The organism is Mesorhizobium sp. C089B (assembly GCF_030323125.1).
In the GTDB taxonomy this organism is placed as follows: domain Bacteria; phylum Pseudomonadota; class Alphaproteobacteria; order Rhizobiales; family Rhizobiaceae; genus Mesorhizobium.
Map to the genome: position 1 here is coordinate 537,769 of NZ_CP100469.1, position 21,604 is coordinate 559,372.

At 63.6% G+C, this 21,604-nt stretch carries 27 protein-coding genes; 13 read left to right on the top strand and 14 right to left on the bottom strand.

The genetic code is table 11. The features are described from left to right. Positions 1-181 precede the first annotated feature (181 nt). The 6 genes from NLY44_RS02665 (at position 182) to NLY44_RS02690 (ending at position 6,207) form a co-directional block, all read left to right on the top strand. Positions 182-1,240: a GSU2403 family nucleotidyltransferase fold protein gene (locus NLY44_RS02665; protein ID WP_023689846.1), complete on the top strand. Its 1,059-nt coding sequence runs from the start codon at positions 182-184 to the stop codon at positions 1,238-1,240. A gap of 202 nt (positions 1,241-1,442) precedes the next feature. After that, entirely contained in the window at positions 1,443-2,651 is a 1,209-nt protein-coding gene (locus NLY44_RS02670; protein ID WP_023689847.1) for an ABC transporter substrate-binding protein, read from the top strand. A gap of 14 nt (positions 2,652-2,665) precedes the next feature. Beyond that, complete coding sequence (locus NLY44_RS02675) at positions 2,666-3,457, top strand: ABC transporter ATP-binding protein (protein ID WP_286456597.1); 792 nt, start codon at positions 2,666-2,668, stop codon at positions 3,455-3,457. After that, complete coding sequence (locus NLY44_RS02680) at positions 3,454-4,158, top strand: ABC transporter ATP-binding protein (RefSeq protein ID WP_023671422.1); 705 nt, start codon at positions 3,454-3,456, stop codon at positions 4,156-4,158. Before NLY44_RS02675 ends, NLY44_RS02680 begins: the two co-directional genes overlap by 4 nt. A gap of 173 nt (positions 4,159-4,331) precedes the next feature. Then, positions 4,332-5,219: a branched-chain amino acid ABC transporter permease gene (locus tag NLY44_RS02685; protein WP_023671423.1), complete on the top strand. Its 888-nt coding sequence runs from the start codon at positions 4,332-4,334 to the stop codon at positions 5,217-5,219. Between the two features lies 1 nt (position 5,220). After that, on the top strand, positions 5,221-6,207 hold the full coding sequence (locus tag NLY44_RS02690; RefSeq protein ID WP_023747796.1) for a branched-chain amino acid ABC transporter permease: 987 nt from the start codon (positions 5,221-5,223) through the stop codon (positions 6,205-6,207). Here the strand turns inward: NLY44_RS02690 and NLY44_RS02695 are convergent. From NLY44_RS02695 to NLY44_RS02710, 4 genes are read right to left on the bottom strand one after another with little or no spacing between them, the layout of a single operon-like run. Next, positions 6,201-7,157 carry a Csu type fimbrial protein gene (locus NLY44_RS02695; RefSeq protein ID WP_023804957.1) on the bottom strand — a complete coding sequence of 319 codons (957 nt, stop codon included), beginning with the start codon at positions 7,155-7,157 and terminating at the stop codon, positions 6,201-6,203. The genes NLY44_RS02690 and NLY44_RS02695 overlap by 7 nt on opposite strands. Positions 7,158-7,170: 13 nt before the next feature. After that, the gene (locus tag NLY44_RS02700) at positions 7,171-9,591 is read right to left on the bottom strand and encodes a fimbria/pilus outer membrane usher protein (protein ID WP_023804958.1); all 2,421 of its coding nucleotides are present in this window, start codon (positions 9,589-9,591) and stop codon (positions 7,171-7,173) included. Continuing rightward, positions 9,563-10,285, bottom strand: a complete 723-nt coding sequence (locus tag NLY44_RS02705; protein WP_023804959.1) for a fimbrial biogenesis chaperone — start codon at positions 10,283-10,285, stop codon at positions 9,563-9,565. Before NLY44_RS02705 ends, NLY44_RS02700 begins: the two co-directional genes overlap by 29 nt. A 26-nt stretch (positions 10,286-10,311) precedes the next feature. Then, positions 10,312-10,803, bottom strand: coding sequence for a Csu type fimbrial protein (locus tag NLY44_RS02710; RefSeq protein WP_023804960.1), 492 nt, complete (start codon positions 10,801-10,803; stop codon positions 10,312-10,314). Positions 10,804-11,621: 818 nt separating this feature from the next. On the opposite strand from NLY44_RS02710, the gene NLY44_RS02715 reads away from it, so the two are divergent. The 3 genes from NLY44_RS02715 (at position 11,622) to NLY44_RS02725 (ending at position 14,980) form a co-directional block, all read left to right on the top strand. Then, the gene (locus NLY44_RS02715) at positions 11,622-12,011 is read left to right on the top strand and encodes a DUF427 domain-containing protein (protein WP_023804961.1); all 390 of its coding nucleotides are present in this window, start codon (positions 11,622-11,624) and stop codon (positions 12,009-12,011) included. A 151-nt stretch (positions 12,012-12,162) separates the two neighbouring features. Beyond that, positions 12,163-12,720 (top strand): RNA polymerase sigma factor, encoded by a 558-nt coding sequence (locus NLY44_RS02720; protein ID WP_023804962.1) that lies wholly within the window; start codon positions 12,163-12,165, stop codon positions 12,718-12,720. A 145-nt stretch (positions 12,721-12,865) separates the two neighbouring features. Beyond that, positions 12,866-14,980 (top strand): EAL domain-containing protein, encoded by a 2,115-nt coding sequence (locus tag NLY44_RS02725; protein WP_023804963.1) that lies wholly within the window; start codon positions 12,866-12,868, stop codon positions 14,978-14,980. A gap of 38 nt (positions 14,981-15,018) precedes the next feature. Here the strand turns inward: NLY44_RS02725 and NLY44_RS02730 are convergent, their stop codons facing one another. Both NLY44_RS02730 and NLY44_RS02735 read right to left on the bottom strand, forming a co-directional pair. Continuing rightward, positions 15,019-15,519, bottom strand: coding sequence for a hypothetical protein (locus tag NLY44_RS02730; protein WP_023689858.1), 501 nt, complete (start codon positions 15,517-15,519; stop codon positions 15,019-15,021). 106 nt (positions 15,520-15,625) lie between these two features. Next, the gene (locus NLY44_RS02735) at positions 15,626-15,856 is read right to left on the bottom strand and encodes a DUF6894 family protein (protein ID WP_023804964.1); all 231 of its coding nucleotides are present in this window, start codon (positions 15,854-15,856) and stop codon (positions 15,626-15,628) included. A gap of 284 nt (positions 15,857-16,140) precedes the next feature. Between NLY44_RS02735 and NLY44_RS02740 the strand changes: the two genes are divergently transcribed. Further along, positions 16,141-16,860, top strand: a complete 720-nt coding sequence (locus NLY44_RS02740; RefSeq protein ID WP_023671436.1) for a Crp/Fnr family transcriptional regulator — start codon at positions 16,141-16,143, stop codon at positions 16,858-16,860. 49 nt (positions 16,861-16,909) lie between these two features. Here NLY44_RS02740 and NLY44_RS02745 read toward each other — a convergent pair whose 3' ends face one another. Both NLY44_RS02745 and NLY44_RS02750 read right to left on the bottom strand, forming a co-directional pair. Next, the gene (locus NLY44_RS02745) at positions 16,910-17,203 is read right to left on the bottom strand and encodes a DUF982 domain-containing protein (RefSeq protein WP_023685943.1); all 294 of its coding nucleotides are present in this window, start codon (positions 17,201-17,203) and stop codon (positions 16,910-16,912) included. Between the two features lie 113 nt (positions 17,204-17,316). Next, a complete protein-coding gene (locus NLY44_RS02750) occupies positions 17,317-17,493 on the bottom strand; it encodes a hypothetical protein (protein WP_023671438.1) in 177 nt (58 codons plus the stop codon). Between the two features lie 241 nt (positions 17,494-17,734). On the opposite strand from NLY44_RS02750, the gene NLY44_RS02755 reads away from it, so the two are divergent. Then, the gene (locus tag NLY44_RS02755) at positions 17,735-17,899 is read left to right on the top strand and encodes a hypothetical protein (protein ID WP_023804965.1); all 165 of its coding nucleotides are present in this window, start codon (positions 17,735-17,737) and stop codon (positions 17,897-17,899) included. Here NLY44_RS02755 and NLY44_RS02760 read toward each other — a convergent pair. Together NLY44_RS02760 and NLY44_RS02765 are read right to left on the bottom strand one after the other, a co-directional pair. After that, positions 17,896-18,261, bottom strand: coding sequence for a VOC family protein (locus NLY44_RS02760; RefSeq protein WP_023804966.1), 366 nt, complete (start codon positions 18,259-18,261; stop codon positions 17,896-17,898). The two genes, NLY44_RS02755 and NLY44_RS02760, sit on opposite strands and share 4 nt — an antisense overlap. An 84-nt stretch (positions 18,262-18,345) precedes the next feature. Next, positions 18,346-18,903 (bottom strand): RBBP9/YdeN family alpha/beta hydrolase, encoded by a 558-nt coding sequence (locus NLY44_RS02765; protein WP_023804967.1) that lies wholly within the window; start codon positions 18,901-18,903, stop codon positions 18,346-18,348. 114 nt (positions 18,904-19,017) lie between these two features. Here NLY44_RS02765 and NLY44_RS02770 point away from each other — a divergent pair, with 114 nt between their 5' ends. Next, positions 19,018-19,491 carry an Lrp/AsnC family transcriptional regulator gene (locus tag NLY44_RS02770; protein ID WP_023693744.1) on the top strand — a complete coding sequence of 158 codons (474 nt, stop codon included), beginning with the start codon at positions 19,018-19,020 and terminating at the stop codon, positions 19,489-19,491. A 143-nt stretch (positions 19,492-19,634) separates the two neighbouring features. Beyond that, positions 19,635-20,048 carry a DoxX family protein gene (locus tag NLY44_RS02775; protein ID WP_023804968.1) on the top strand — a complete coding sequence of 138 codons (414 nt, stop codon included), beginning with the start codon at positions 19,635-19,637 and terminating at the stop codon, positions 20,046-20,048. Positions 20,049-20,070: 22 nt separating this feature from the next. Here the strand turns inward: NLY44_RS02775 and NLY44_RS02780 are convergent, their stop codons facing one another. The 4 genes from NLY44_RS02780 to NLY44_RS02795 form a co-directional block, all read right to left on the bottom strand. Further along, positions 20,071-20,376, bottom strand: a complete 306-nt coding sequence (locus NLY44_RS02780; protein WP_023671444.1) for a hypothetical protein — start codon at positions 20,374-20,376, stop codon at positions 20,071-20,073. Between the two features lie 94 nt (positions 20,377-20,470). Continuing rightward, entirely contained in the window at positions 20,471-20,740 is a 270-nt protein-coding gene (locus NLY44_RS02785) for a hypothetical protein (protein WP_023804969.1), read from the bottom strand. A gap of 114 nt (positions 20,741-20,854) precedes the next feature. Further along, the gene (locus tag NLY44_RS02790) at positions 20,855-21,049 is read right to left on the bottom strand and encodes a hypothetical protein (protein WP_023689866.1); all 195 of its coding nucleotides are present in this window, start codon (positions 21,047-21,049) and stop codon (positions 20,855-20,857) included. 42 nt (positions 21,050-21,091) lie between these two features. Then, complete coding sequence (locus tag NLY44_RS02795; RefSeq protein WP_023671447.1) at positions 21,092-21,535, bottom strand: Ros/MucR family transcriptional regulator; 444 nt, start codon at positions 21,533-21,535, stop codon at positions 21,092-21,094. Positions 21,536-21,604: the final 69 nt, after the last annotated feature.

Consider the following 21,604-nt stretch of genomic DNA (forward strand, 5'->3'; position numbering starts at 1 on the left):
CAGCTAAAAACCCGCGTGTGAGGTTCTGGCCTCCCTTTCTTGGACATAACCTATTGTTTTTAGGGTATTTTCCACTTGACGTGTGGGTGATAGCTGCGATAGTGGAAAAAACATAGCAACATATTGTTAATTAAGAGTTTTCCACTATGTTAACTTGATCTTGGCTTAAGAGTGGAAAACGATGCTGAGAGAGTTGACCGGCGAGCAGCGGCGCCAACTCATAGATACGCAACAGGTCTACGAGGCCTGGCAGCGTGCTGATGACCAGCGCCAAAGGCGCTTTGCAGGCAGCATGCGCTGGGTTGAGCGCAGCGGTGCTGAATACCTGCTGCGGAAGGTCCGGCAGGTCGAGAATTCACTCGGGCCGAAAAGCAGCCAGACGGAGAAGGCGTTCGCTGCGTTTTCCGAGGGCAGGGTGCAGAACAAGGATCTGCTGGCAGGTCTGGCCGATCGCCTGAACGGCCTGGCGAAAGTCAATGTGGCAATGGGGTTGGGCAGGGTACCGGCCATCGCCGCACGGATATTGCGGCGGTGCGCCGAAACAGACCTGCTGGGCAAGCAGTTGCTGGTTGTCGGCACGAATGCGCTGTTCGCTTACGAGGCTCTGGCGGGCGTCCAGATCACCAGCGGTCTCACGGCAACCGGCGACATCGACCTGCTCTTCGATTCGCGACGTCGCATCAGCTTCGTGACCGGCGAGAGGGTAAGCCAGTCCGGCCTGATAGGCGTGTTGCGTAAAGTGGACAGGTCCTTCAAGCCGCTCCAGCCCCGGGCCTTCAGGGCAGCGAACCGTGATGGCTATCTGGTCGACCTGATCCGTCCGCAGGCAAGACATGTCCTCAAGGACAACGCCACTACCTCGATTACACAGCATGCCGACGATCTCGACAGCGCACCCATGGAGGGGCTGCAATGGCTCATCAACGCCCCGAAGGTGGAGGCTGTGGCGATCGATGAGCGTGGCTATCCCGTAAGCATGCCGACGGTCGACCCTCGAATGTTCGCTCTGCACAAGGCTTGGCTGGCCACGCTGCCTGATCGGTCTGCGGTCAAGGCAATGAGAGATCGTGAACAGGCGGAAGCGGCTGCACGCATTGCCACCGCCTATCTTGCCCTTCCGCTGGACAGCGAACATCTCAAAAGGCCTCCGGCGGCATTGCGAGACGCCGCGGCCGCAACGCTGTCCCTTCCTGGCCCGAGCGGCTTTTCCGAAGACCTTCCAATTGAGCCGGACTGGTAGCGCCCACACGCCATGCTACGAAAATAGCATTCTCCCCTTGCGAAATGTGATGCTACGGTTCCCGGCGCACCCAGGGCGGAGGGGTTGCCAAGAGGAGAAGTGGCGGGCGCTGGCCCGGATTTCAGCGAGTACCGGACGGAGCTGTTGAACCATTGCAAGGCCGCCGCGTTTTCCAGCGTCGGCCACAAGGGAGGAACCACCTGTGAAAGCATCCTATCTCGTCTCAGCCGCGCTGCTTGCGGCGACTGCGATGCCGGCGGCGGCCGGCGAAATTTCCGACGGCAAGGTCAAGATCGGCATCCTCAACGACCAGTCGGGCGTCTATGCCGATTTCGGCGGCAAATGGTCGGTCGAGGCCGCCAGGATGGCGGTCGAGGATTTTGGCGGCAAGGTGCAGGGCGCGCCAATCGAGATCGTCAACGCCGATCACCAGAACAAGCCCGACATTGCCTCCAACATTGCGCGCCAGTGGTACGACACCGAGCAGGTCGACGCGATCATGGAACTGACGACATCCTCGGTGGCGCTCGCCGTCCAGGGGTTGTCCAAGGAAAAGAAGAAGATCGACATCGTCACCGGAGCGGCATCGGCCGACCTGACCGGCAAGCAATGCTCGCCCTACGGTTTCCACTGGGCTTACGATACCCACTCGCAGGCGGTCGGCACCGGCGGCGCGCTGGTGCAGCAGGGCGGCGACAGCTGGTATTTCATCACCGTCGACTATGCCTTCGGCTATTCGCTGAAGGAGCAGACCTCAAAGGTTGTTGAGGCAAGCGGCGGCAAAGTGCTGGGCGAGGTGCGTTACCCCTTGGGATCGACGGATTATTCCTCCTTCCTGCTGCAGGCGCAGTCCTCCGGCGCCAAGGTTATCGGCCTTGCCAATGCCGGCCTCGACACCTCCAATACCATCAAGCAGGCGGCCGAGTTCGGCATCGTCGCCGGCGGCCAGCGGCTGGCAGCACTTCTGTTCACGCTTGCCGAGGTGCACGGCCTCGGCCTGCAGGCGGCGCAGGGCGTGGTGCTCACCGAAGGGTTTTACTGGGACCGCGACGACAAGAGCCGCGACTTCGCCGGGCGCTTCTTCAAGCGCACCAACCGCATGCCCAACATGATCCAGGCCGGCACCTATTCGGCGGTGCTGCAATATCTCAAGGCCATCGACAAGGCCGGCACCGACGAAACCGAGGCGGTCGCCAAGCAACTCCATGAAATGCCCGTCGACGACATCATCAACGCCAACGGCAAGGTACAGGCCGACGGCTCGATGGTGCACGACATGTATCTCTATCAGGTCAAAAAGCCCGAGGAGTCGAAGAAGGACTGGGACTACTACACCTACCTTGCGACCATTCCGGGCGACAAGGCCTTCATCAAGGCTGAAGACAGCGGCTGCCCGCTCGTCACCAAGTGACGCTGGCGCAAGCCGTGGCCGTCCAGCCGGACGGTGCCGAAATCAAGCCGCGGGTGGTGCTCTCCGCCCGCGGCCTGCGGCGCGATTTTGCCGGTTTCGTCGCCGTCAACAATGTCGACCTCGACGTCCATCACGGCCAGATCCATGCACTGATCGGGCCGAACGGCGCCGGCAAGACGACGATCTTCAACCTCTTGACCAAGTTCCTGCAGCCGAGCAGCGGCAGGATCGAACTGTTGGGCAACGACATCACCCGCACCGCGCCGGCCAGGGTGGCGCGCATGGGTCTCGTCCGCTCGTTCCAGATATCGGCGATCTTTCCGCATCTGAGCGTGCTCGACAATGTCCGCGTCGCCTTGCAGCGGCCGAGCGGGCTCGGCTTCCAGTTCTGGCGCTCGCTGGCCGCGCTTGACCAACTGACTCCACGGGCGCGCGAACTGCTTGCCGTCGTCGGTCTCGACGATGTCGCGCATCGTCCGGCCGGCGATCTCTCCTATGGCCGAAAGCGCGTGCTCGAGATCGCCACCACGCTGGCGCTCGACCCGAAAGTGCTGCTGCTCGACGAGCCGATGGCCGGCATGGGGCACGAGGATGTCGGCGTCATTTCCGGCATCATCCGCTCGCTGGCAACGGACCGCGCCGTGCTGATGGTCGAGCACAATCTCACCGTCGTCGCCGACCTCTGCGACTGGATCACCGTCATGCAGCGCGGCCAGGTGCTCGCCGCCGGCGACTACGCGACGGTGAGCAAGGACGAGCGCGTCAGGATCGCTTACATGGGGACCGAGCAGGGGGACCGAGCATGAGTGAGCCGCTGCTTGCCGTGCGCGATCTCCATGCCTGGTATGGCGAGGGCCATGCGCTGCATGGCGTCAACCTCGACGTTTTTCGCGGTGAGACCGTGACGCTGCTCGGCCGCAACGGCGTCGGCAAGACCACAACGCTGCGCGCCATCATGGGGCTGGTCCGCAAGCGCAGCGGCAGCGTCGCCTTCGACGGCAGCGACCTGATGCGCCTGCCGCTGCATCGTGTTGCCCATCGCGGCATCGGCTTCGTGCCGGAGGAACGCGGCATCTTCGCCACGCTCACCGTCGACGAGAACCTGATCCTGCCGCCGGTGGTGGCCAAGGGCGGCATGAGCGTCGACGAGATCTTCGATCTCTTTCCCAACCTCAAGGAGCGCCGCAACAGCCCCGGCACCAAACTCTCCGGCGGCGAACAGCAGATGCTGGCCATCGCCCGCATCCTGCGGACGGGCGTGCAGATGCTGCTGCTCGACGAGCCGACCGAGGGCCTGGCGCCGGTCATCGTCCAGCGCATCGGCGAACTGCTGGCGACCTTGAAAAAGCGCGGCATGACCATCCTGCTCGTCGAGCAGAATTTCCGCTTCGCCGCCCGCATCGCCGACCGCTTCTACCTGATGGAGCACGGCAAGGTGGTGGAGGGTTTTGCCGTAAGCGAGCTTGCCGCTCACACGCAACAGCTGCACGAGGTGTTGGGGGTATGATGACGACAGCCCACGGCAGTACCCCCACCCCGCTGCTGCGCAGCGACCCTCCCCATAAGGGGGAGGGTGGAGGGCCACCGCCCTACCTCCCCCTTGTGGGGAGGTCGGACCGAAGGTCCGGGTGGGGTACGTGCGCACAGACGCATCCCCCTTGCAACACCATCGGTGACGCCATGACCATGATCTTCGGCATCCCCGTCCAGGCCTTGCTCGGCCAGATGCTGGTCGGGCTGATCAACGGCTCCTTCTACGCCATGCTGAGCCTCGGCCTGGCCGTCATCTTCGGCCTGCTGCGGATCATCAATTTCGCCCATGGCGCACTCTATATGCTCGGCGCCTTCATCGGTTACCTGCTGCTCGTCCATCTCGGCATCGGCTACTGGCCGGCGCTGCTCCTGGTTCCGCTCATCGTCGGCGTCTTCGGCATGGCGGTCGAGCGCGTGGCGCTGTCGCGGCTCTACCGCCTGGATCCGCTCTACGGGCTGCTGTTCACCTTCGGACTGGCGCTGGTCATCGAAGGCGTGTTCCGTTTCTACTACGGCGTGTCGGGCAACCCTTATGCCGTTCCGGCGCAGCTTGCCGGCGGCACCAATCTCGGCTTCATGTTCCTGCCCAACTATCGCGGCTGGGTGGTGGTGGCCTCGCTCATTATCTGCATCGGCACCTGGCTCCTGATCGAAAAGACCAGGCTCGGCTCCTATCTGCGCGCCGCGACCGAAAATCCCGAGCTGGTGCAGGCCTTCGGCGTCAACGTGCCGCTGCTGCTGACGCTCACCTATGGGCTCGGCGCGGCGCTCGCCGGCCTTGCCGGTATTCTCGCCGCGCCCGTCTACCAGGTCAGTCCGCTGATGGGCTCCGATATCATCATCGTCGTCTTTGCCGTCGTCGTGGTCGGCGGCATGGGTTCGATCCTCGGGGCCATCGTCACCGGCTACATGCTCGGCCTCGCCGAGGGCCTGACCAAGGTGTTCTATCCCGAGGCGTCGAACCTCGTCGTCTTCGTCATCATGGCGGTCGTGCTGCTCCTGCGCCCCGCCGGCCTGTTCGGAAGGGACGCCTGAGATGAGCGAGGCAACCCTTCACCAACAGCGCACCGCCGCCTCCGTGCGGCTGGAGCGGGTATTGCTGGCATTGGCCATACTGGCGCTGATAGCCGCGCCCTTCTTCGTCTATCCGATCTTCCTGATGAAGATGCTGTGCTTCGCGCTGTTTGCCTGCGCCTTCAACCTGCTGCTCGGCTACACCGGGCTGTTGTCGTTCGGCCACGCCACCTTCTACGGCGCCGCCGCCTATTTCTGCGCCTACGCCGTCAAGGCATGGGGCTGGCCGCCCGAGGCCGGCATCCTGCTCGGCACCGCCGGAGCGGCCGTGCTCGGCCTGGTCATGGGCTTCCTCGCCATCCGCCGGCAAGGCATCTATTTCTCGATGATCACGCTGGCGCTGGCGCAGATGTTTTATTTCTTCTGCGTCCAGGCGCCGTTCACCGAAGGCGAGGACGGCATACAGGGCGTGCCGCGCGGGCATCTGTTCGGCATCGTCGATCTCAACGTCACGCTCAACATGTATTTCGTCGTGCTTGCCGTCTTCCTCATCGGCGTCTTCGCCGTCTGGCGCATCGTCAACTCGCCCTTCGGCATGATCCTGCGTTCGATCCGCGAGAACGAGAACCGCGCCATCTCGCTGGGCTATTCGGTCGGCCGCTACAAGCTCGCCGCCTTCGTCATGTCGGCAGCCCTTGCTGGGCTTGCCGGCGCCACCAAGGCGATCGTCTTCCAGTTCGCGACGCTGACCGACGTCACCTGGCAGATGTCGGGCGAGGTGATCCTGATGACACTGCTCGGCGGCATCGGCACCATGGTCGGTCCTGTAGTCGGCGCCGGCCTGGTAGTCGGGCTGGAAAACACCCTCGCCACCTCCGGCTTCCCGGTGACCATCGCCACCGGCCTGATCTTCATGATCTGCGTGCTGGTCTTTCGCCGCGGCATCGTCGGCGAGATTTACGCGCGCTGGTTGGCGCCGGCCAACGGCGAGGCGGGCCGCGATCAATAGGTGATGGTCACCACCACCGTGTCGGTGTAGACGCCGGCCGAGGGCGTCGTCTGCGGCGGCACGCGGCCATAGACGGTGAGCGCCTGGGCCGTACCGGTTCCGGTGCCGGCCACCGTGCTTCCCGGCGTTCCGGCGTCACCCCAAGGCTGCGAGCGCGCCAGATCCTTGTAGAGGCCGTAGGTGATCCTCTCGGCGCCCTTCGACATCTTGCGATTGGTCGGTGTGCCCCCTGTCGTGCCGCCATTGAGGGAAACCGTGTACGCGGTCGACGGGGTGCAGGTGACCGTAACCTGGCCGGTGGCATCGGCATTGGCGTCGAGCACGCCCTTGGAGCCGAAATCGATGTTCTGGGTGGCGACCAGGCAGTTTGCCGCGACCGTGGCGTTGATGGTGAAGGTCGGACTGGTGCCCAAGTTGCCCGCGCCGGTGTCGCAGCTGCTGCTCAACAGGGTTGTCCGGGAGCGGAACTCGAGTTGCCCGCCCGAAAATGTCGACAGATAGGTGCCCGGCGGGACGGTCGCCTGGCCGCCGGGAACCCGCCCATAGAGCGTCAGGGTGTCGGTTGAGTTGCCGAAGAGATTGGGGCTCAGCAGCAGCGGTGGCGGGCGCGAGGCATAGGCCCAGTTATGGGTGCCCCAGACAACGCTCATTGCGGGGTCCGAATAGAGTTGATAGTTGAGGCTGTTGACGCCGCTCGCCATCTGCCGGGCCGCCGCCGAGGTTGCACCGCCGGTGCCGGCGGCAATATGCGGACACACCAGGACGGGCAGCAGCAATGGCAAACTGCCGCTGCAAGTCGCGGTGAAGGTGGCTGTCGATGTCGCCGCGGTGCCCGACAGCGTGTCGATGAGGCCGAAATTCAAACTGGTGACGGTGTAACTGCAGCTTTGCGCGCGGGCGAGCGACGGCAGCAGCATAAGCAGCAGGGCGATGATTACGGCGCGCAGCATTTTTCCTCAGCTCTCATTGGCACACCACGTCCCCGATCACCACCTGCCGGCCGCGCGCCGCCTCGAAGGGAAATTCTGCCCGGCATGAACCGCCGTCCGCGCGCTCGACCTGCACGGAATTCTGCCGGCCGAGACCTTTGATGTAGGCCTGCCCGTCATAGCCGACGACGAAGTCTTCGGTGCCGCCATCGACGCGTCCCGACAGTCCGGCTTCGAGCGGCGTTCCGCTCGAGTCGACCAGCGTCACCAGCGCGGCCTGCGCCGCCTCGGACACGCCGAACTTCAGCACGACGCCGTTGCGGTCGGCTGGGACGACGGTCTCCTTGGTAGCCGGGACATCCGCGTCGACTGGTAGATTCTTCGGGTCGATGGAGACCGTGTTCAGCTCATAGGAGTTGAGCCCGGTGACTAGGATGCGGCCTTTGCTGTCGGTCCTGCCTACCGGCCGGTTCTGATGCAAGACCTCGACATCAGGCGTGCCGACATCGACGACGGCAAAGGCATCGTCGATGCGGTTGGTGGCGAACACCCCGCCGCCTGCGACCGCAATGGCGCCGTCCATCTGGCCGGTCACGCGAAAGTCCTTGTCGAATTGCTGGGCGCCGGCCTCGAAACGCGCAAACGACGCGCGGTAGCTCACCGCTGCCGAACGGTTGGGAACCTCGCCTTCGGAGGTGCGCAGCCGCCAGCCGATGCTGCCGTCCTCGGCCCGCTCCGATTTGGCGAGGTCGGCCACGACATTGAGGCCGTCAGGCCCATGCTCGACACCCGTCGACGCCATGACGTCGTCATTGAACGGGATCGAAATCCCCGCAAAGATGCCATAACTGTCGCCGTCGTCGAGATCGGCGAAGGCCGTGGCATAGAGCGTGCTGCGCTTGAAGATCGCCTGACTATAGGAGAGGCCGACGATCTGGCTGGTCTCGCCTTCGGCATCCTTGAGGTGGGTATAGGAGAAGTTGAGGCTGGAGAAGTCGATCGGCATCGGCACGCTGAGCGTCACCTGGTCGACCGCCCGCGGCACGCCGGCGCTGAAACGGGTGAAATCATCGGGATCGAGTATGACCGGCTGTGCCGTCACCGAAGCGATATCTTCAAAGCCGCCAAAGGCCCGCTGCATGTGGGCGTTGATCGCCCAGCCGTCATAGCCGAATTCGACACTGGCATCGACCAGCGAGCCGGTGCGCCGGTCATGATGGCTGCCGGCGACCGCCAGCGAAGCCGCGCCATATGCCCCGAGCGGGAAGGCAGCACCTATGCCGCCATTGATCAGATCGGCGCCGCCCTCGGCATGGGCTTCCAATGTCAGCCGGTCGGTCACGCCGTAACGCGCGCTGGCGACCCCCATGACGCGGCCGTCATAATCGTCGGAGGAGATGCCGAAATTGCGCCGCGCCATCCCTGCCTCCACGGAAAAGTCGAGCAGTCCCTGGCGCAGCAGCATGCTGGAGGCATAGAACGGCAAGGTGGCCGTGGTCTCGCGGCCGAGGCTGTCGCGCAGCACCACCTGCGCCTGTCCGGCGCCCGTGAACACCGGCAGATTGGTGACCTGGAACGGCCCGGGCTGGATGTCGCCGGAATAGGTGCGCACGTTCTGCGTATAGACCTCGAGCGTCGACGGCACCGCCGCCGTGCCGCCGAAGGAGGGCAGGGGTAGAGTCACCAGGTCCGATCGCAGGTGGAAGTTGCGTTGCGCCTGGATGCCGCCGAGATAGACCGGACGCGTCCACGACAATCCACCGGAGATGAAGTCGCCGGCGCGGTAGGTCATCAGCCGGTCGGGGTCGGAATAGCTCCATGTCGTGTTGAGCCGCGTGAAGCCATCCAGCCTTCCGTCGGAATAGCCGGCGATGAAGGATTGGCTGAGCGTTCCATAGGGACTGAACACGCGCGCATCGAAGCCGCCGGAAACGCCTTGGAACAGCTCGACGTCCTTGTCGAACAATGTGTTGGAGCTGGCAAACAGCGAATAGTTGAGAACCGCGCCCAAGCCCGATTGCGGCGCCGGCCGGTCCTGCAAGCGCAAGCCGAGATCCACCATGCGCGCCTCGCGGCTGTCATTGGCGGCGGTGACGTAGAGGCGCTGGGCTACCTCATCGATCCGAAACGAAACGTCGGCCAACTGGTCGAGCCTGACCAGGCCGCCGGCGTCGGCTATGTCCTCCGGCGGTTTCAGGCCGACCTCCTTCAGCTCTTGGGGCGCCGCCGCCAGCCCACCATCCGGCATCTCGATAAAATTGCCGACCAGCTTGGTCGAAACGTCGTTGATGAACACCTCGAGATAGAGGCTGCGGCCCGCTGGCAAAACGGAAGCCGGCTGTTCGAGGTTCGTCACGGCCGGAAATTCCTGCGAACGCACCGCCAAGCAAGGTGTGAAAGTCGCAACCGCGACGATGACAGCGACGCTACTTGCCCTTGACGGCAACGTTGGCATCGAAGGGTCCAAGATCGCTCTGTGCCTTCAAAAGCACGGAGCCCGCTGACAGTGATTTGCCGCTGCCGATCGGCCACTGCATGGTCGCGCCGCCCAGGACATAACCGACGAGCCCGTTTCGGTTGCCGAGCTTTTTGCCGTTCTGGGTCAGGGATAGGTTGGACAAGCGGAGACGACTTTCACCGGTATTGCTGGCTGTCAGCACAAGACTGCCGCCCTTGCGCGAAACACTCCAGGCGACTGCCGGCGCGGCCGCATCGGCGTCGCGGAAAAACACCGGCACCGAATAGCGCAGCGCGAGCGCCACCGTACCGGCCTTCTTGCGCGACGGGTCGGGTAACTCGTCGACGATGACGCGGTAGCTTTCCTCGGCCCGCACCGGCGCCTTGCTGACGCGCACGACGCGAACCACGTATTGGGCATTGGGTCCGAGTTTGGTGGATGGCGGGCTGGCGACGACGTCCGTAGTCGGCGTCAGCGTCTCGATCCCGCCAGCCTGGCTCCAGGCGAAGACGCGTATCTGCACATTGATCGGCCGCTTGGGGTCATCGTTGCTGAGGTTGAGAACCGCCGAGGCGTCGGGCGAGATCAGCTCGAGACCTGTCGGCGCCACCCTGAGCGAAGCGGCTTGTGAGAGACCGGTGCACAGCAACAGAACAGCCGTGGCTCCGATGCATGAAAGCATGGATCGCATGATCGTCCTCGTGTTGGTATCGATTGTCAGTACGTTATGGTGATCGCAACGGTGTCGGTGTAGAGGCCCGCCGCCGGTGTCGTCTGCGGTGGAACACGCCCGTAGACCGTCAGCGGCTGATTGGCGCCGTTGCCGGTTCCGCCGACCGTGTCGGTGGGGATCGTGGTGCCCCAAAGCTGCGTCCGGGTGCTTTCCCTGTAGATGGTGTAGTCGATCGTCGCCGACGCCGGCCCGGTCATCTTGCGAACAGCAACCGTTGCGCCCGCGCCCGCTCCGGCGCTCAGACCAACATTGTAGGACTTGCCGGTCGTGCATTGCACGTTGATGGTGCTGGTCTGGTCGACATTCGCATCAATGACACCGTGCGAGCCGAAATCGAGATCGCTCGCCGTCTGCACCTTGCATTCGTCGGTAATCGTGATGCGGACATTCATGCTGCCCGTCGCGGTCGCGGCGATCGCGGGCAGGATGGGAAGCAGCGACGCTCCCGCCAGCAGCGCATATTTCAGCAATCTCATGCGTGTTTCCTCCGTCGGGCAGACCGTTCCTCGCAACACAGTCTTGACCCGGATTTCACTCCTACAGCTCCTCCGTTGCATGCTTCGCAAGACATCAACGATACAGTAATGTCAGAAGCGAACTGTGCAATGATTATTACAACTTAGATTCGGATTACGACAGCGAATAACTTCGGTATGTATCGGATAATTTTGGTTAATATTTGGTTAATAGAGATGAAATGGACATTTTTCCGAAGTGGAAGTTCGTCTGTCGAAAATTTATTTTGCTTCTCGTGCCGAAAAGGCGAAGATATCTGGCAAATCATCTTGATTTTGTAGAGTCTCACCTGTCGTCCTTTATTATCGATATTTCGCGGCGTGCACCGGCGCCAAGCAGCCATCGCCATAGCCGCGCCGGTAGCTGTTCGCGCCTGTCCAAGCCTTGCGGTCGTGCTGACAGGGCCGCATTCGCCAAAACCGTGTTCCGCCCGGCCCAAGCATGGCCGTCCCGGCTGAGATAAATCCACCGCCGTCGGATCGCGGCGAAACACATGCGAATCGTTCTTGCCACGCTGGCCCGGATTTCTTCGGCGGCGCATCGGCCGGACGGGAGATGCGCCTGTTGTCCCTTGGAGCCATGATCCACGGCCGGCAGCCGCGCGGACCGGCTGCCAGACGTCAGAAAAGGAAGAACGATGAAGTAGACCTATGAAAAGCCACAGCTCGAAAAGCGCCAGAAGCTGTCGCGTGTGACCGCTGTCGCCGGCCCATCAGTGACCAGTGAGAGCTGACGCCGTCGACCGGCATCGAACCACCAGCGGACAAGGAGAGCAGTCATGGATCAGCATGCGAACCCGTCACCCGGCTTCAGGCGCAATCCGGGCAAGGTGATCACCGTCGAGCCCTTCAACGGGCGTGTCGTCGTGTTTGCAAACGGCACCATCATCGCTTCCTCGGCAAAAGCCAAAATGGTGACCGAGCCGCCCCATCCCTTCTCCTTCTACATCCCGTTCGAGGACATCGACTTCCGGAAGCTCAGGAAGACGGAGCGGTCGACGCTGTGCCCCTACAAGGGCGACTCCAGCTACTGGAACGTGCTGCCGGCGGGTGAAACCGGCAACGACGCGATGTGGGCCTATGAGCAGCCCTTCGACGAGATGGCCGAGATTCGCGCCCACGGCGCCTTCTACCCACACCGGGTCACCATCGACGCCGCGCCGCGCTGAGCGCGTCATGCCTGTCGCCCAAAAGTGCCCAGCGTTTTTGGAGCCGACGACAGGCATGAACAGAGGAATTTTTCAGATCAGCCAAATCTGTCCTCACCCGGGGGCGCAGCGGTTTTGCGGCAACGGCATGCCGAAACGAAGACAAAAGGTCATGGACGAAAAGCAGAGAGCAATTCTCGACGAAATCCCGCGCCTGCGCCGCTATGCGCGCTCGCTGCTGCGCGACCGCGATTCCGCCGACGATCTCGTCCAGGACTGCCTGGAGCGGGCGCTGCTGCGGCTGGACAACTGGCAGACGGGAGAGAGCCCGCGAAAATGGCTGTTCACGATCATGCATCATCTGTTCATTGACCAGATGCGCAAGGTGAACCGGCGAGGCGAGGCCTCGATGCTGCCGCTGGAGGCCGGCGAGGTGCAGGCCTCGCCCGCCGACCAGCTGGAGAACGTCGCCGCGCGCGAGATCATCGACGCGCTGCAGGCGATCAGCCCGGACCGCCGTGCTGCGCTGACCTTGGTCGCCATCGAGGGCTTCTCCTATGCCGAGGCCGCCGAGATGCTCGGCGTGCCGGCCGGCACGCTGATGTCGCGCATCGCGCGCGGCCGCGAGGAACTGCGCGGCCTCCTTGAGGACAATGCGCGCCGCCGCGCGATAAGGATCGTCGAGCCAGGCCCGGGCAGGGCGGTTCCAATCAGGGCGCCAATGGCATGACGAGCCCCAATCGCATGATGACGCCTTACGGCATGGTCCGGCACGATTGCAGGCCTTGTCCGCACTGTGGGCGCGGCGCACCCGGTAACGGTTTCTTCTCTGCTTGCGTGCATAGTGGCGGCGACGGAGTGAGCGAAACCAGGGCATGGCTGAAGAGAAAATACGCAACGGCGAATTCTGGGCGCTTGCGCTCGAACGCGCTCATCTCGGCGTATGGGACTGGAATATTTTGAGCGGCGACTGTTTCTATTCGCCGACCTGGTCGCACATGCTGGGTTATGAGGATGGCGAGCTTGCCAACAGCGACGACCTCTGGCTGAAGCTGACGCATCCCGACGACCGCCAGCGGGCGCTGGCCAGCGGCGAGCGGCACATTTCCGGCCTGACCGCCTCGATCGAGACCGAGCTGCGCCTCAAGCACAAGGACGGCCACTGGATCTGGGTGCTGGACCGCGGCGGCATTGTCGAGCGTGACGAGACGGGCAAGCCGGTCAGGCTGATGGGCGTGCAGACCGACATCAGCCGGCAGAAAGAGGCGGAAGCCGAACTGGAGCGGGTCAATGTGCGCTTTCGCCTGGCGCTGGCGGCCAGCGGCACCGGCATCTGGCATCACGATATCGACGCCAACAAGAGCTATTGGGACGCCCGCACCAGGGAGATATTCGGCCTGGTCGCCGACACCGACGAGGTGGCCGCCGACCTCTGGCATTCCTATCTGCACCCCGACGACAAGGATGCCGCAGAGCGCGCCCATCTGGCGCCGCTTTCGACCGACGGCGTCGTCGCCGCGCAATACCGCATCGTCAGGCGCGACGGCGAAATCCGCCATGTCGAATCGCTGGTGCGCTTCATCGCGGCGCCTGAGACAGCGGGCCAGATTCTCGGCACCGTGCGCGATATCACCGAGGACAAGAAACGCGAGCGGGAACTCGCCTACGCCGCTCACCACGATGCGCTGACCGGCCTCTTGAACCGTGCCGCCTTCGACCGGCTGCTGGCCGTGCACATCGCCACCGAGCGGGCTTTGCCGCTGGCGGTGTTTTACGTCGATCTCGACTACTTCAAGGCGCTCAACGACTTCGCCGGCCACGCCGCCGGCGACCTGGCGCTGAAGGGTGTCGCCGCCGGTATTCTGGGCTGCCTGCCGGCATCGGCGCGTGCCGCGCGCCTCGGTGGCGACGAGTTCGCGCTGCTGGTGCCCAATTGCCAACCGGCCAAGGCCGAGGCGCTGGCCGGCGCCATCCTTGCGGCGGTCCGTGACGCCGACCTCGGACTGCCGGTGACCTCGCGAAAACTCGCGGCCAGCATCGGCATCGCCTTCGTCGAGGACACCACCACCACGGTTGCCGATGCGTTGGCCTGCGCCGACGACGCCTGCTATGCGGCCAAGGCGGCCGGGCGCAATCGCTTCGCGGTGTTTTCGGCCGATGCGGCGTCGGGCTCCGGCGGCCTCAACGCTGCGCGTGTCGCCGCCGACACTGTCGACGCCATGGATGACGGGCGGCTGAAACTGTTCGGCCAGGAAATCCATCTGCTCGGCCAGCCCTGGCAGGAGAGCCGCCATGTCGAGGTGCTGGCGCGGCTTGCCGGGCGCAATGGCAAGCTGATCCCGCCCAACGAATTCATTCCGGTCGCCGAGCGCTTCGGCATTGCCTCGCGGCTGGACCGCTGGATCATCAGGACAGCGCTTTCGCAGCATGGCAAGGCGATGCGGTCAGGCGCCATCATGCTCGGCTTCAATCTGTCGGCGCAGACGCTGAGCGATCCGCTGCTGTGGGATTTCGTCGACGCCGTCATCGCCGAGACCGGGGCGCCGCATTCCGGCATCGGCTTCGAGATCACCGAGACCGCGGCCGTCACCAATTTCGACGCCGCCGAGCAGTTCGTGCGCAAGGCGCGCGAGCGGCAATGCCGCGTCAGCCTCGACGATTTCGGCGCCGGCATGAGCTCGTTCGAATATTTGCGGCGCTTTCCGGTCGATCAGATCAAGATCGACGGCTCGTTCATCGAGAATATCGCGGAAAGCCGTTTCGACCGCGAGATCGTCTCGGCCATAGCGGGCATCGCCAAAAGTCTCGGCTGCGCGGTGGTGGCCGAAAAGATCGAACAGCAGGAAGCGCTCGACATTTTGCGCGGCATGGGCGTGGCCTATGGCCAGGGTTTTCTGCTTCACCGGCCGGAGCCGCTAGAGGCGATCGTCGCGCGGGCCGGCGAACAGTCACCGGCCAGCGGACAGTCGCCGGAAAAGCGCTTCGGCTGACGGCTTCTCATCGCCTCGGGCTCGCGCGACTTGTCCGGCTAACCGGCGTCGGCCTTTTCCTGCTTTCGCTGCGCCGCCTCCTTCTTGCGGCGCAACACCTCGTCGGTGCCGACAAGGTCCTTCGAGGCGCCGGAAATGGCGGTCGAGACGACGGCGGGCGGATCGCTGGCCGGAAAACTATCTTCGAGCCCTGATTGCAACTGCTCCTCGAGCGTCTGCGGGTTCTCGGAGCGGCCTTCGGCGCGGCGCTCGCCAACGGCTTCCACATCGCTCTTGGTGTCGGGGTGAGCGCGGGCTTCCGATATCGTCGACACCACCAGCTCGATGGCGAACTCTTTCATCGCCTCGGCTTGCGGCCCATCGACATCAGAGTCTTCGATCAGGCGGATGAGCGACTTTTCGAGGGCGCCCAGTTCCTTGACGCCCTGACACCGCGCCAGACGCTTGGTGAGCGAACCGAGCAGCGCCGGGGCAAAGGTCGAATAGGCAAGCCTGCGTGTGTCGTCGACCTGCTCGGGATGAAGCTTTTGCAAGGACATAGATGCCTCCAGTCAATCAGCCGGGCAGCTTCTGCCGCTGGCCCCTCCTTAGGAAACAGAGGGGAGGGCAAGAGGTTCCATACAGTCCTCGACAGGGTCGACGAGTTCAACTCCACAGCGACGCCATGGTCAGCGACGCTTCGAATATCTGCTCCCTGTTCTCGTTCAGCATCTTGACGGTGATCCGCCGGTGGTCGCCCTCCGGAATCTCGTCGCGCGCCACATCGTGCAATATGCGCAGCGCTTCGGCTCCCGCACGCTCCCGGCTGGGAAAAAACTGCCCCTCTTCGTCAATCTGGGTCTCGGCGTTGTACAAGTCGAAGTAGAACCGTTCCATGTGTGCAAGCATCCCTGCTGGAGAACGCTAAAGCGCGTCGCGGTTGAAAGGGCGCAGGCGACGCGCTTCAGGTCTGTGTTTTTATGCATGTCGTTGTCTCAAAATCGGGGCCATTTTTGAGCGACATGGATTAAATCCCAACCCGCACCCATGGTTCCATGCGACTGTGTCCTGAGCAGATTTACTGCCAGGAGCCGTCGCCGTGCCGGCCGATTGCAACCGCACCCGATCTCCGGCGTTTGGCTAGGCCACCAATGTCCACGAAATCTCGAACTGGATCCTCGATGCTAGAACCGCTTTATCTCAACCTTGGCCAGCATGACGCTTTGTCCGAGCAGGAAAAGGGGCTGCTGGCCGCCGCCATGACCATCGAGATGGATTTTGCCACCGGTCAGGACATCGTTTCCGAGGGATCGAGGCCAGGCTACAGCACGCTCATCATCGAGGGTCTGGCGGCGCGCTACAAAGTGCTGGAGGATGGCGGCCGCCAGTTCACCTCGTTGCAGGTGCCAGGCGATTTTGTCGATTTGCACGCCTTCCTGCTCAAGACAATGGACCATGGCATTATCGCTTTGTCGCCATGCCGGGTGATCGCCGCCGACCACAGTCGGCTAAGGACGATCACCGAACAGGCGCCTCATCTCAGCCGCTTGCTTTGGCTGGACACGCTCGTCGATGGCGCCATCCATCGGGAATGGATCGTGGCCATGGGCCGGCGGTCCAAGACTTCGCACCTGGCGCATCTTGTGTGCGAGCTGTTCGTGCGGCTCCAGGTCGTCAAGCAGACCAACGGCATGAGTTTCCGGCTTCCCCTGTCGCAGGCGGAACTGGCCGATGTGCTTGGGCTTTCGGTCGTCCACATGAACCGGGTCATCGGCGCGCTGCGCAAGATCGGTGTGATCGGCTGGGCAAATTACATGGTGACCATTCTGGACTGGCAGCAGCTGGTGGAAATCGCCGAGTTCGACCCGACTTATCTCAGCATGAACCGCGAGCCGAGATAGGCTATCCGGCGTTCGCCATGACATCGCAGGCAATCCGTCAGCCGGTCTTTCAACGATGCCCATCCAGCGACGCCAATTCGTCGAGCATGGCAAGGGCGGCACTTGGCTTGGCCGGCTTCAGCAAGCCCTGTTGGGCGGCGGCATTCTGGAAAGCGGCAAAGGCGATGTCCGGGCGGCAAATGCCGTTCAACGCGTCGTCCACCAGCCTGTCGGCCGCCTTGTAGGCCGCCGTCTGCTTGTTCTTCCATGTTCCGCCTAGCGCCCTCCTGGCGTCGGCGATCGACGACACCGTCATCGCGCTTCCGTCCACGAATCTGATCGTCAGGGGCAGAAAACGGCTCATGCGCTCACCATCCAAACCATTCGCGTCTCGCCCGGATCGATCTCATCACTTGCCTCCTTGAAAACGGGATCGCCATAAACGAGGAAATCACAAACTGGTTGCAGCCCGGCGAGCTACATGTTGCTTGCCGGCCAGATCGGCCGATGCGGACGATAAGGCGGCCGCGGCGCCGGCTTCAACGGGATGTCGGCGAGCGAGTTGCGGATCGGCCTGAACAGTATCGGCGAAGACGCGGCGCGGCGGTGCAATACCGCGGCTGACAATTTGGCAATCAGATTTCGAACGTCCATGGGACACCTCGAGCGCGTTGAGAGTCCCCCCATCGCGATCACCTACCACCTCACGCCCAGCATCCGCATTTAACTTTGATATAGGCCGGACGAATACGCGCCGCGCGCAATGTCTGCCGCCGAGATTCTGCCGATCCTCGGCGGCGGCTATTGAGGGCGGCGCCAGGCTGGCGGTCACGCATCCCAGCAGCGGCGTCGCAGACGCTGCTGCAACCGGATGAATTTTCGTGCATTCTTGTGCATGGCCACAATGCTTCGAACCGACACGCCGGCAAAATGCTGCTCCTATTGCGGTTCGCGAGAGCATGACTACGAGGATTGTCCGAAGCGCAAAGCAGACGCCGAGCGGCCTTGGGAAGACCCGGCAAAGCTCGGCGCCGAAGCCCAGGCGACGGCCGAAGCCTAGCTGGGCTCGAACAGCTCGATCACGTTGCCGGACGGGTCTTCACAAAGAATCTGTCGCCCGCCCGGACCTTCGACGATCTGGTTGCGGAACCGCACGCCGGCCTCGCGCATCTCAGTCACGATTGACGGCAATTGCTCGACTTCGAGCACGAACCGGTTCCATCCGCCCGGCTCGGGTGTCCGGCCGTCCGGCATCGGCCTGGCTGCCGACGCCATGGGGCCGGCGAGCCAGAGCGAGAGGTCGCCGCGCGTCAGGATGGCCATCGCCGGACCGAATTGCTGCTTCAGCGCGAAGCCCAGATGGCTTGTATAAAACGCGATGGACAGATCGACATCGCGGACCAGATATCGGACGGACACCATTCGCAGGCTCCCTCACAAAGGCCCCTCCCGAGAGATAGCTGGCGGGACAAGCTGGGGCAAGCCCGCGGCGCACGGTTCGGGCGTCTATGGTGCGATTGCGTGGTCGGCCTGTCTCTCTCTCACGAAGGCCGTCAGCAACTCCATTCCCGCCGGCCAGTCGCCCAGCCCGCTATTGCTGTTGATGTGACCAAGCGGCCCGGCGATGTGCAGTTCGCTGCCCCATTGTGCGGCTTTCTCACGGGCATAACCGTTCGGATCATAGGGATCGTCGGTGCTGGCCACGATCAGCGAGGGGAAGCGAAGCGGCCCGCGCGGCGTATCGACGAAGGGAATTCCGTAAGCGGGATAGACCGGCGAGGCCGGGTCGGGAACCGCAACCAGAAACGCCCCGCCGATCCGACGGCTCGACACCGCCTGCCAATGCGCGACCAGCAGGCAGCTGAGACTGTGGGCGACGAGCACCGGCGGGGTCTTTGCCTGTGACACCGCGACTTCCAGCGCCGCCACCCAGTCGTCGAAATCCGGCAGCTCCCAGCTTGCCGGGCTGAAGCGGCGCATCGCCGGGTCGGCCTGTTGCCAGCGTGTCTGCCAGTGGGCCTCGCCCGATCCGCCGCTGCCCGGCAGAATGATGAAGTCGGTCATGGAAAATCCTGTTTCTTCGCCGCAGATGATGTCCCAATCCTAGGGCTTCTCCTTGTTCGCGGAATGAGAGATCATCGGAAAGCGACGAAGAATTCCGATGGATTGAAGGTGTTCATGGCAAACGGCGATTACCGGCCACGGCTCGACCCCACCGACATGGCAATCATCGAGATCATGCAGGAGGATGGCCGCATCGGCATTTCCGAACTCGGCCGCCGCGTCGGCCTGTCCCAGCCGGCGACGTCGGAGCGGGTGAAGCGGCTGGAGGAGCGCGGCATCATCGCCGGCTACCGGGCCGCGATCGATCCCACCGCCCTCGGTCTCGGCACCATGGCCATGATCCGCCTGCGCACCACGCATGAGCACATCCAGACCTGCCTGAAGAAATTCGCGGCCATGCCGGAAGTGGTCGAGGTGCTGCGGGTGACCGGCGAGGATTGTTTTCTGGTCAAGGTGGTCGTGCCGTCGCCGCCCGACCTCGAAAGCATCGTCGACGCCATCGGCCGCTACGGCGCGGTGACGACCAATGTGGTGCTTCGGGCCGAGCCGCCGAAGCGGCTGGGGCGGGAGCTGATGGCGAAGCTCTGAGCGGCCACTCGCGGCAAGAGGATTGCAAGCGCCTCCTTTGCGAGGTTCGGCTTTGCCGCGAAAGAATTTCGCGGGCTGGTGTAGGATCGGCGGCGTGGCGCCCGTCCTTGGGGCGAAACCCGTTGCAACCCTTGGAGGACATCATGGAAGCCGTTCAATCGCCATGGCAGACCGCGGCCATTCTCATCGCCCGCCTGACCCTGGCCGCCCTGTTCGCGATGGGCGCCGGCCTCAAGTTCATGGATATGGGCTTGACCGCCGGCTACATCGCCGCCGCCGGCTTTCCGTTCCCGCTGTTTCTGGCCTGGTGCGCCGCGATCCTCGAAACGCTGCTGGTGATCGCCTTGCTGACCGGAGCATTCTTCACGCCGGCTGCCCTGGTCGCCGCCGTCTATGTGGTCTTCCTCGGCTTTGCCTTCCACGGTCCGTCGCACTGGACCGGCAACCAGGCCGAGGTCGGCGCCTTCATATCCCATTTCCCGTTCGCCGCCGGCTTGTTGTTCGCCGCCGTCCATGGACCGGGCAGCGTGCTGGCTTCGAAGCTCGGCCGAGGGTGAGGCCCCGCGTCGGCAGACCGCCTCACATCTGGTCGTTGTAGGGTTCCTTCATCTGGCCGACCATGCGGGCCAGTTTCGAGAAGGACGGCATGTCCGCCTCCGGTTGGCATTGATTGGCCAGTTCAAGCAGTCGGATCGGAAAGTTGACGGCGTCGCGGTTGGACTCCGACATGCCGTCGGACCGCTCCTCGCCGGTTTCGATGGCCTCGGCCTTGCGCAGCGCGATGTCGATATCCTCGACCGTGAGCAGGCCCTTGCGCACCAGCACCTGATTGATCGAAGCGACGGCCATCAGCAGGCCTTCGAGTTGCAGATTGGCGACGTTCATTGCTGTTGCTCCCATTTGGCTCACGCTCAACGCATGAGCCGCTGTTACGATCCGGACGCGGATGCAAGCGATAGGCGTCGGCCGATGGCCTGCGCTACTCTTCCATCCAGCGGCGGCCATATTCGGCCCACAGCGCCTTGACCTCCCGGCTGCCGAGGCGCGGGGCGGCGCCGTCGCCATAGGCGATCGAAACGCCGCTGATGTCGTAATGGGGGTGGGCGTCGATGACGAAGCGGATCGCGTCGCCGAGCGGCCTTCTGCCGACGACCGGATCGGCCTGGCCCTGGCCGACGCTGCGAACGCCCGAAACAGTGGCTGGCGCATGCCGCATCCTGAACAGTGATGCCATGGCTGGTTTGTCCATCCCGCTCTCCCCCGAGTTGGATTGGAATGATTCCATAAGAGCCAGCTAATGACCAGTCGCTAGACGGCCTGTCGAAGGCTGCGTTTTGTATCCTGCAGCCGGTTGAAGGACTGTTCAGGCCAGCGGATCCGCCGCCGGCGGCCTGGCGGGAAGGCCGAGCCTTGTCCGCTCGCCGTCGGCAAACTCCTCGGCCGCTTCCTGGGCCATGAACAGATGCTGGGTCACCGTGCCATTCTCGGCAACCAGCACCGCCCATTGGCGGCGGTCGACACGTTCCACGCGAACGTCATTGGGCTCTCCGGCCACCATGATCGTCCTCCAGCAGGCGTACGGCACGGAGGGGGCGTGCCTTTACGCCTTGGTCTTGCTCTTGGCCGGCGCCTTGGCGGCCGGCGCCTCGGGTGTCCTGATGCCGAGCCCGAACTCCTTTGCCAGCTCCGATCGTTTGGCGGCGTAGCTGGGCGCCGTCATCGGATAGTCGCCGGGCAGGTCCCATTTGGCGCGATAGGCTTCCGGCGTCATGCCATGGGCGGAGCCGAGATGACGCCGCAGCGACCTGAACTTCTTGCCATCCTCCAGGCAGTAAATGAAATTGGGCGTCACCGAGCGCTTGCGGTTGACCGCGGGCTCAGGCGCAGGTTGCGGCGGAGCAACGGGATTGTCCACGGCCGCGAGCGCTGCATTGACGCTCTCGATCAACGCCGGCAGGCTATCCGGCGGCACTGAATTGTTGCGCACGAATGCCGCGACGATGTCGGCGGTCAGATTTATATTTCGGATTTTGTCCTCAGACATGGCTTCTTTTGCCCCCTTGATGCCAAAGGGCAAATTATCAGACAACATCCGCCGACGGCATGGCACTTT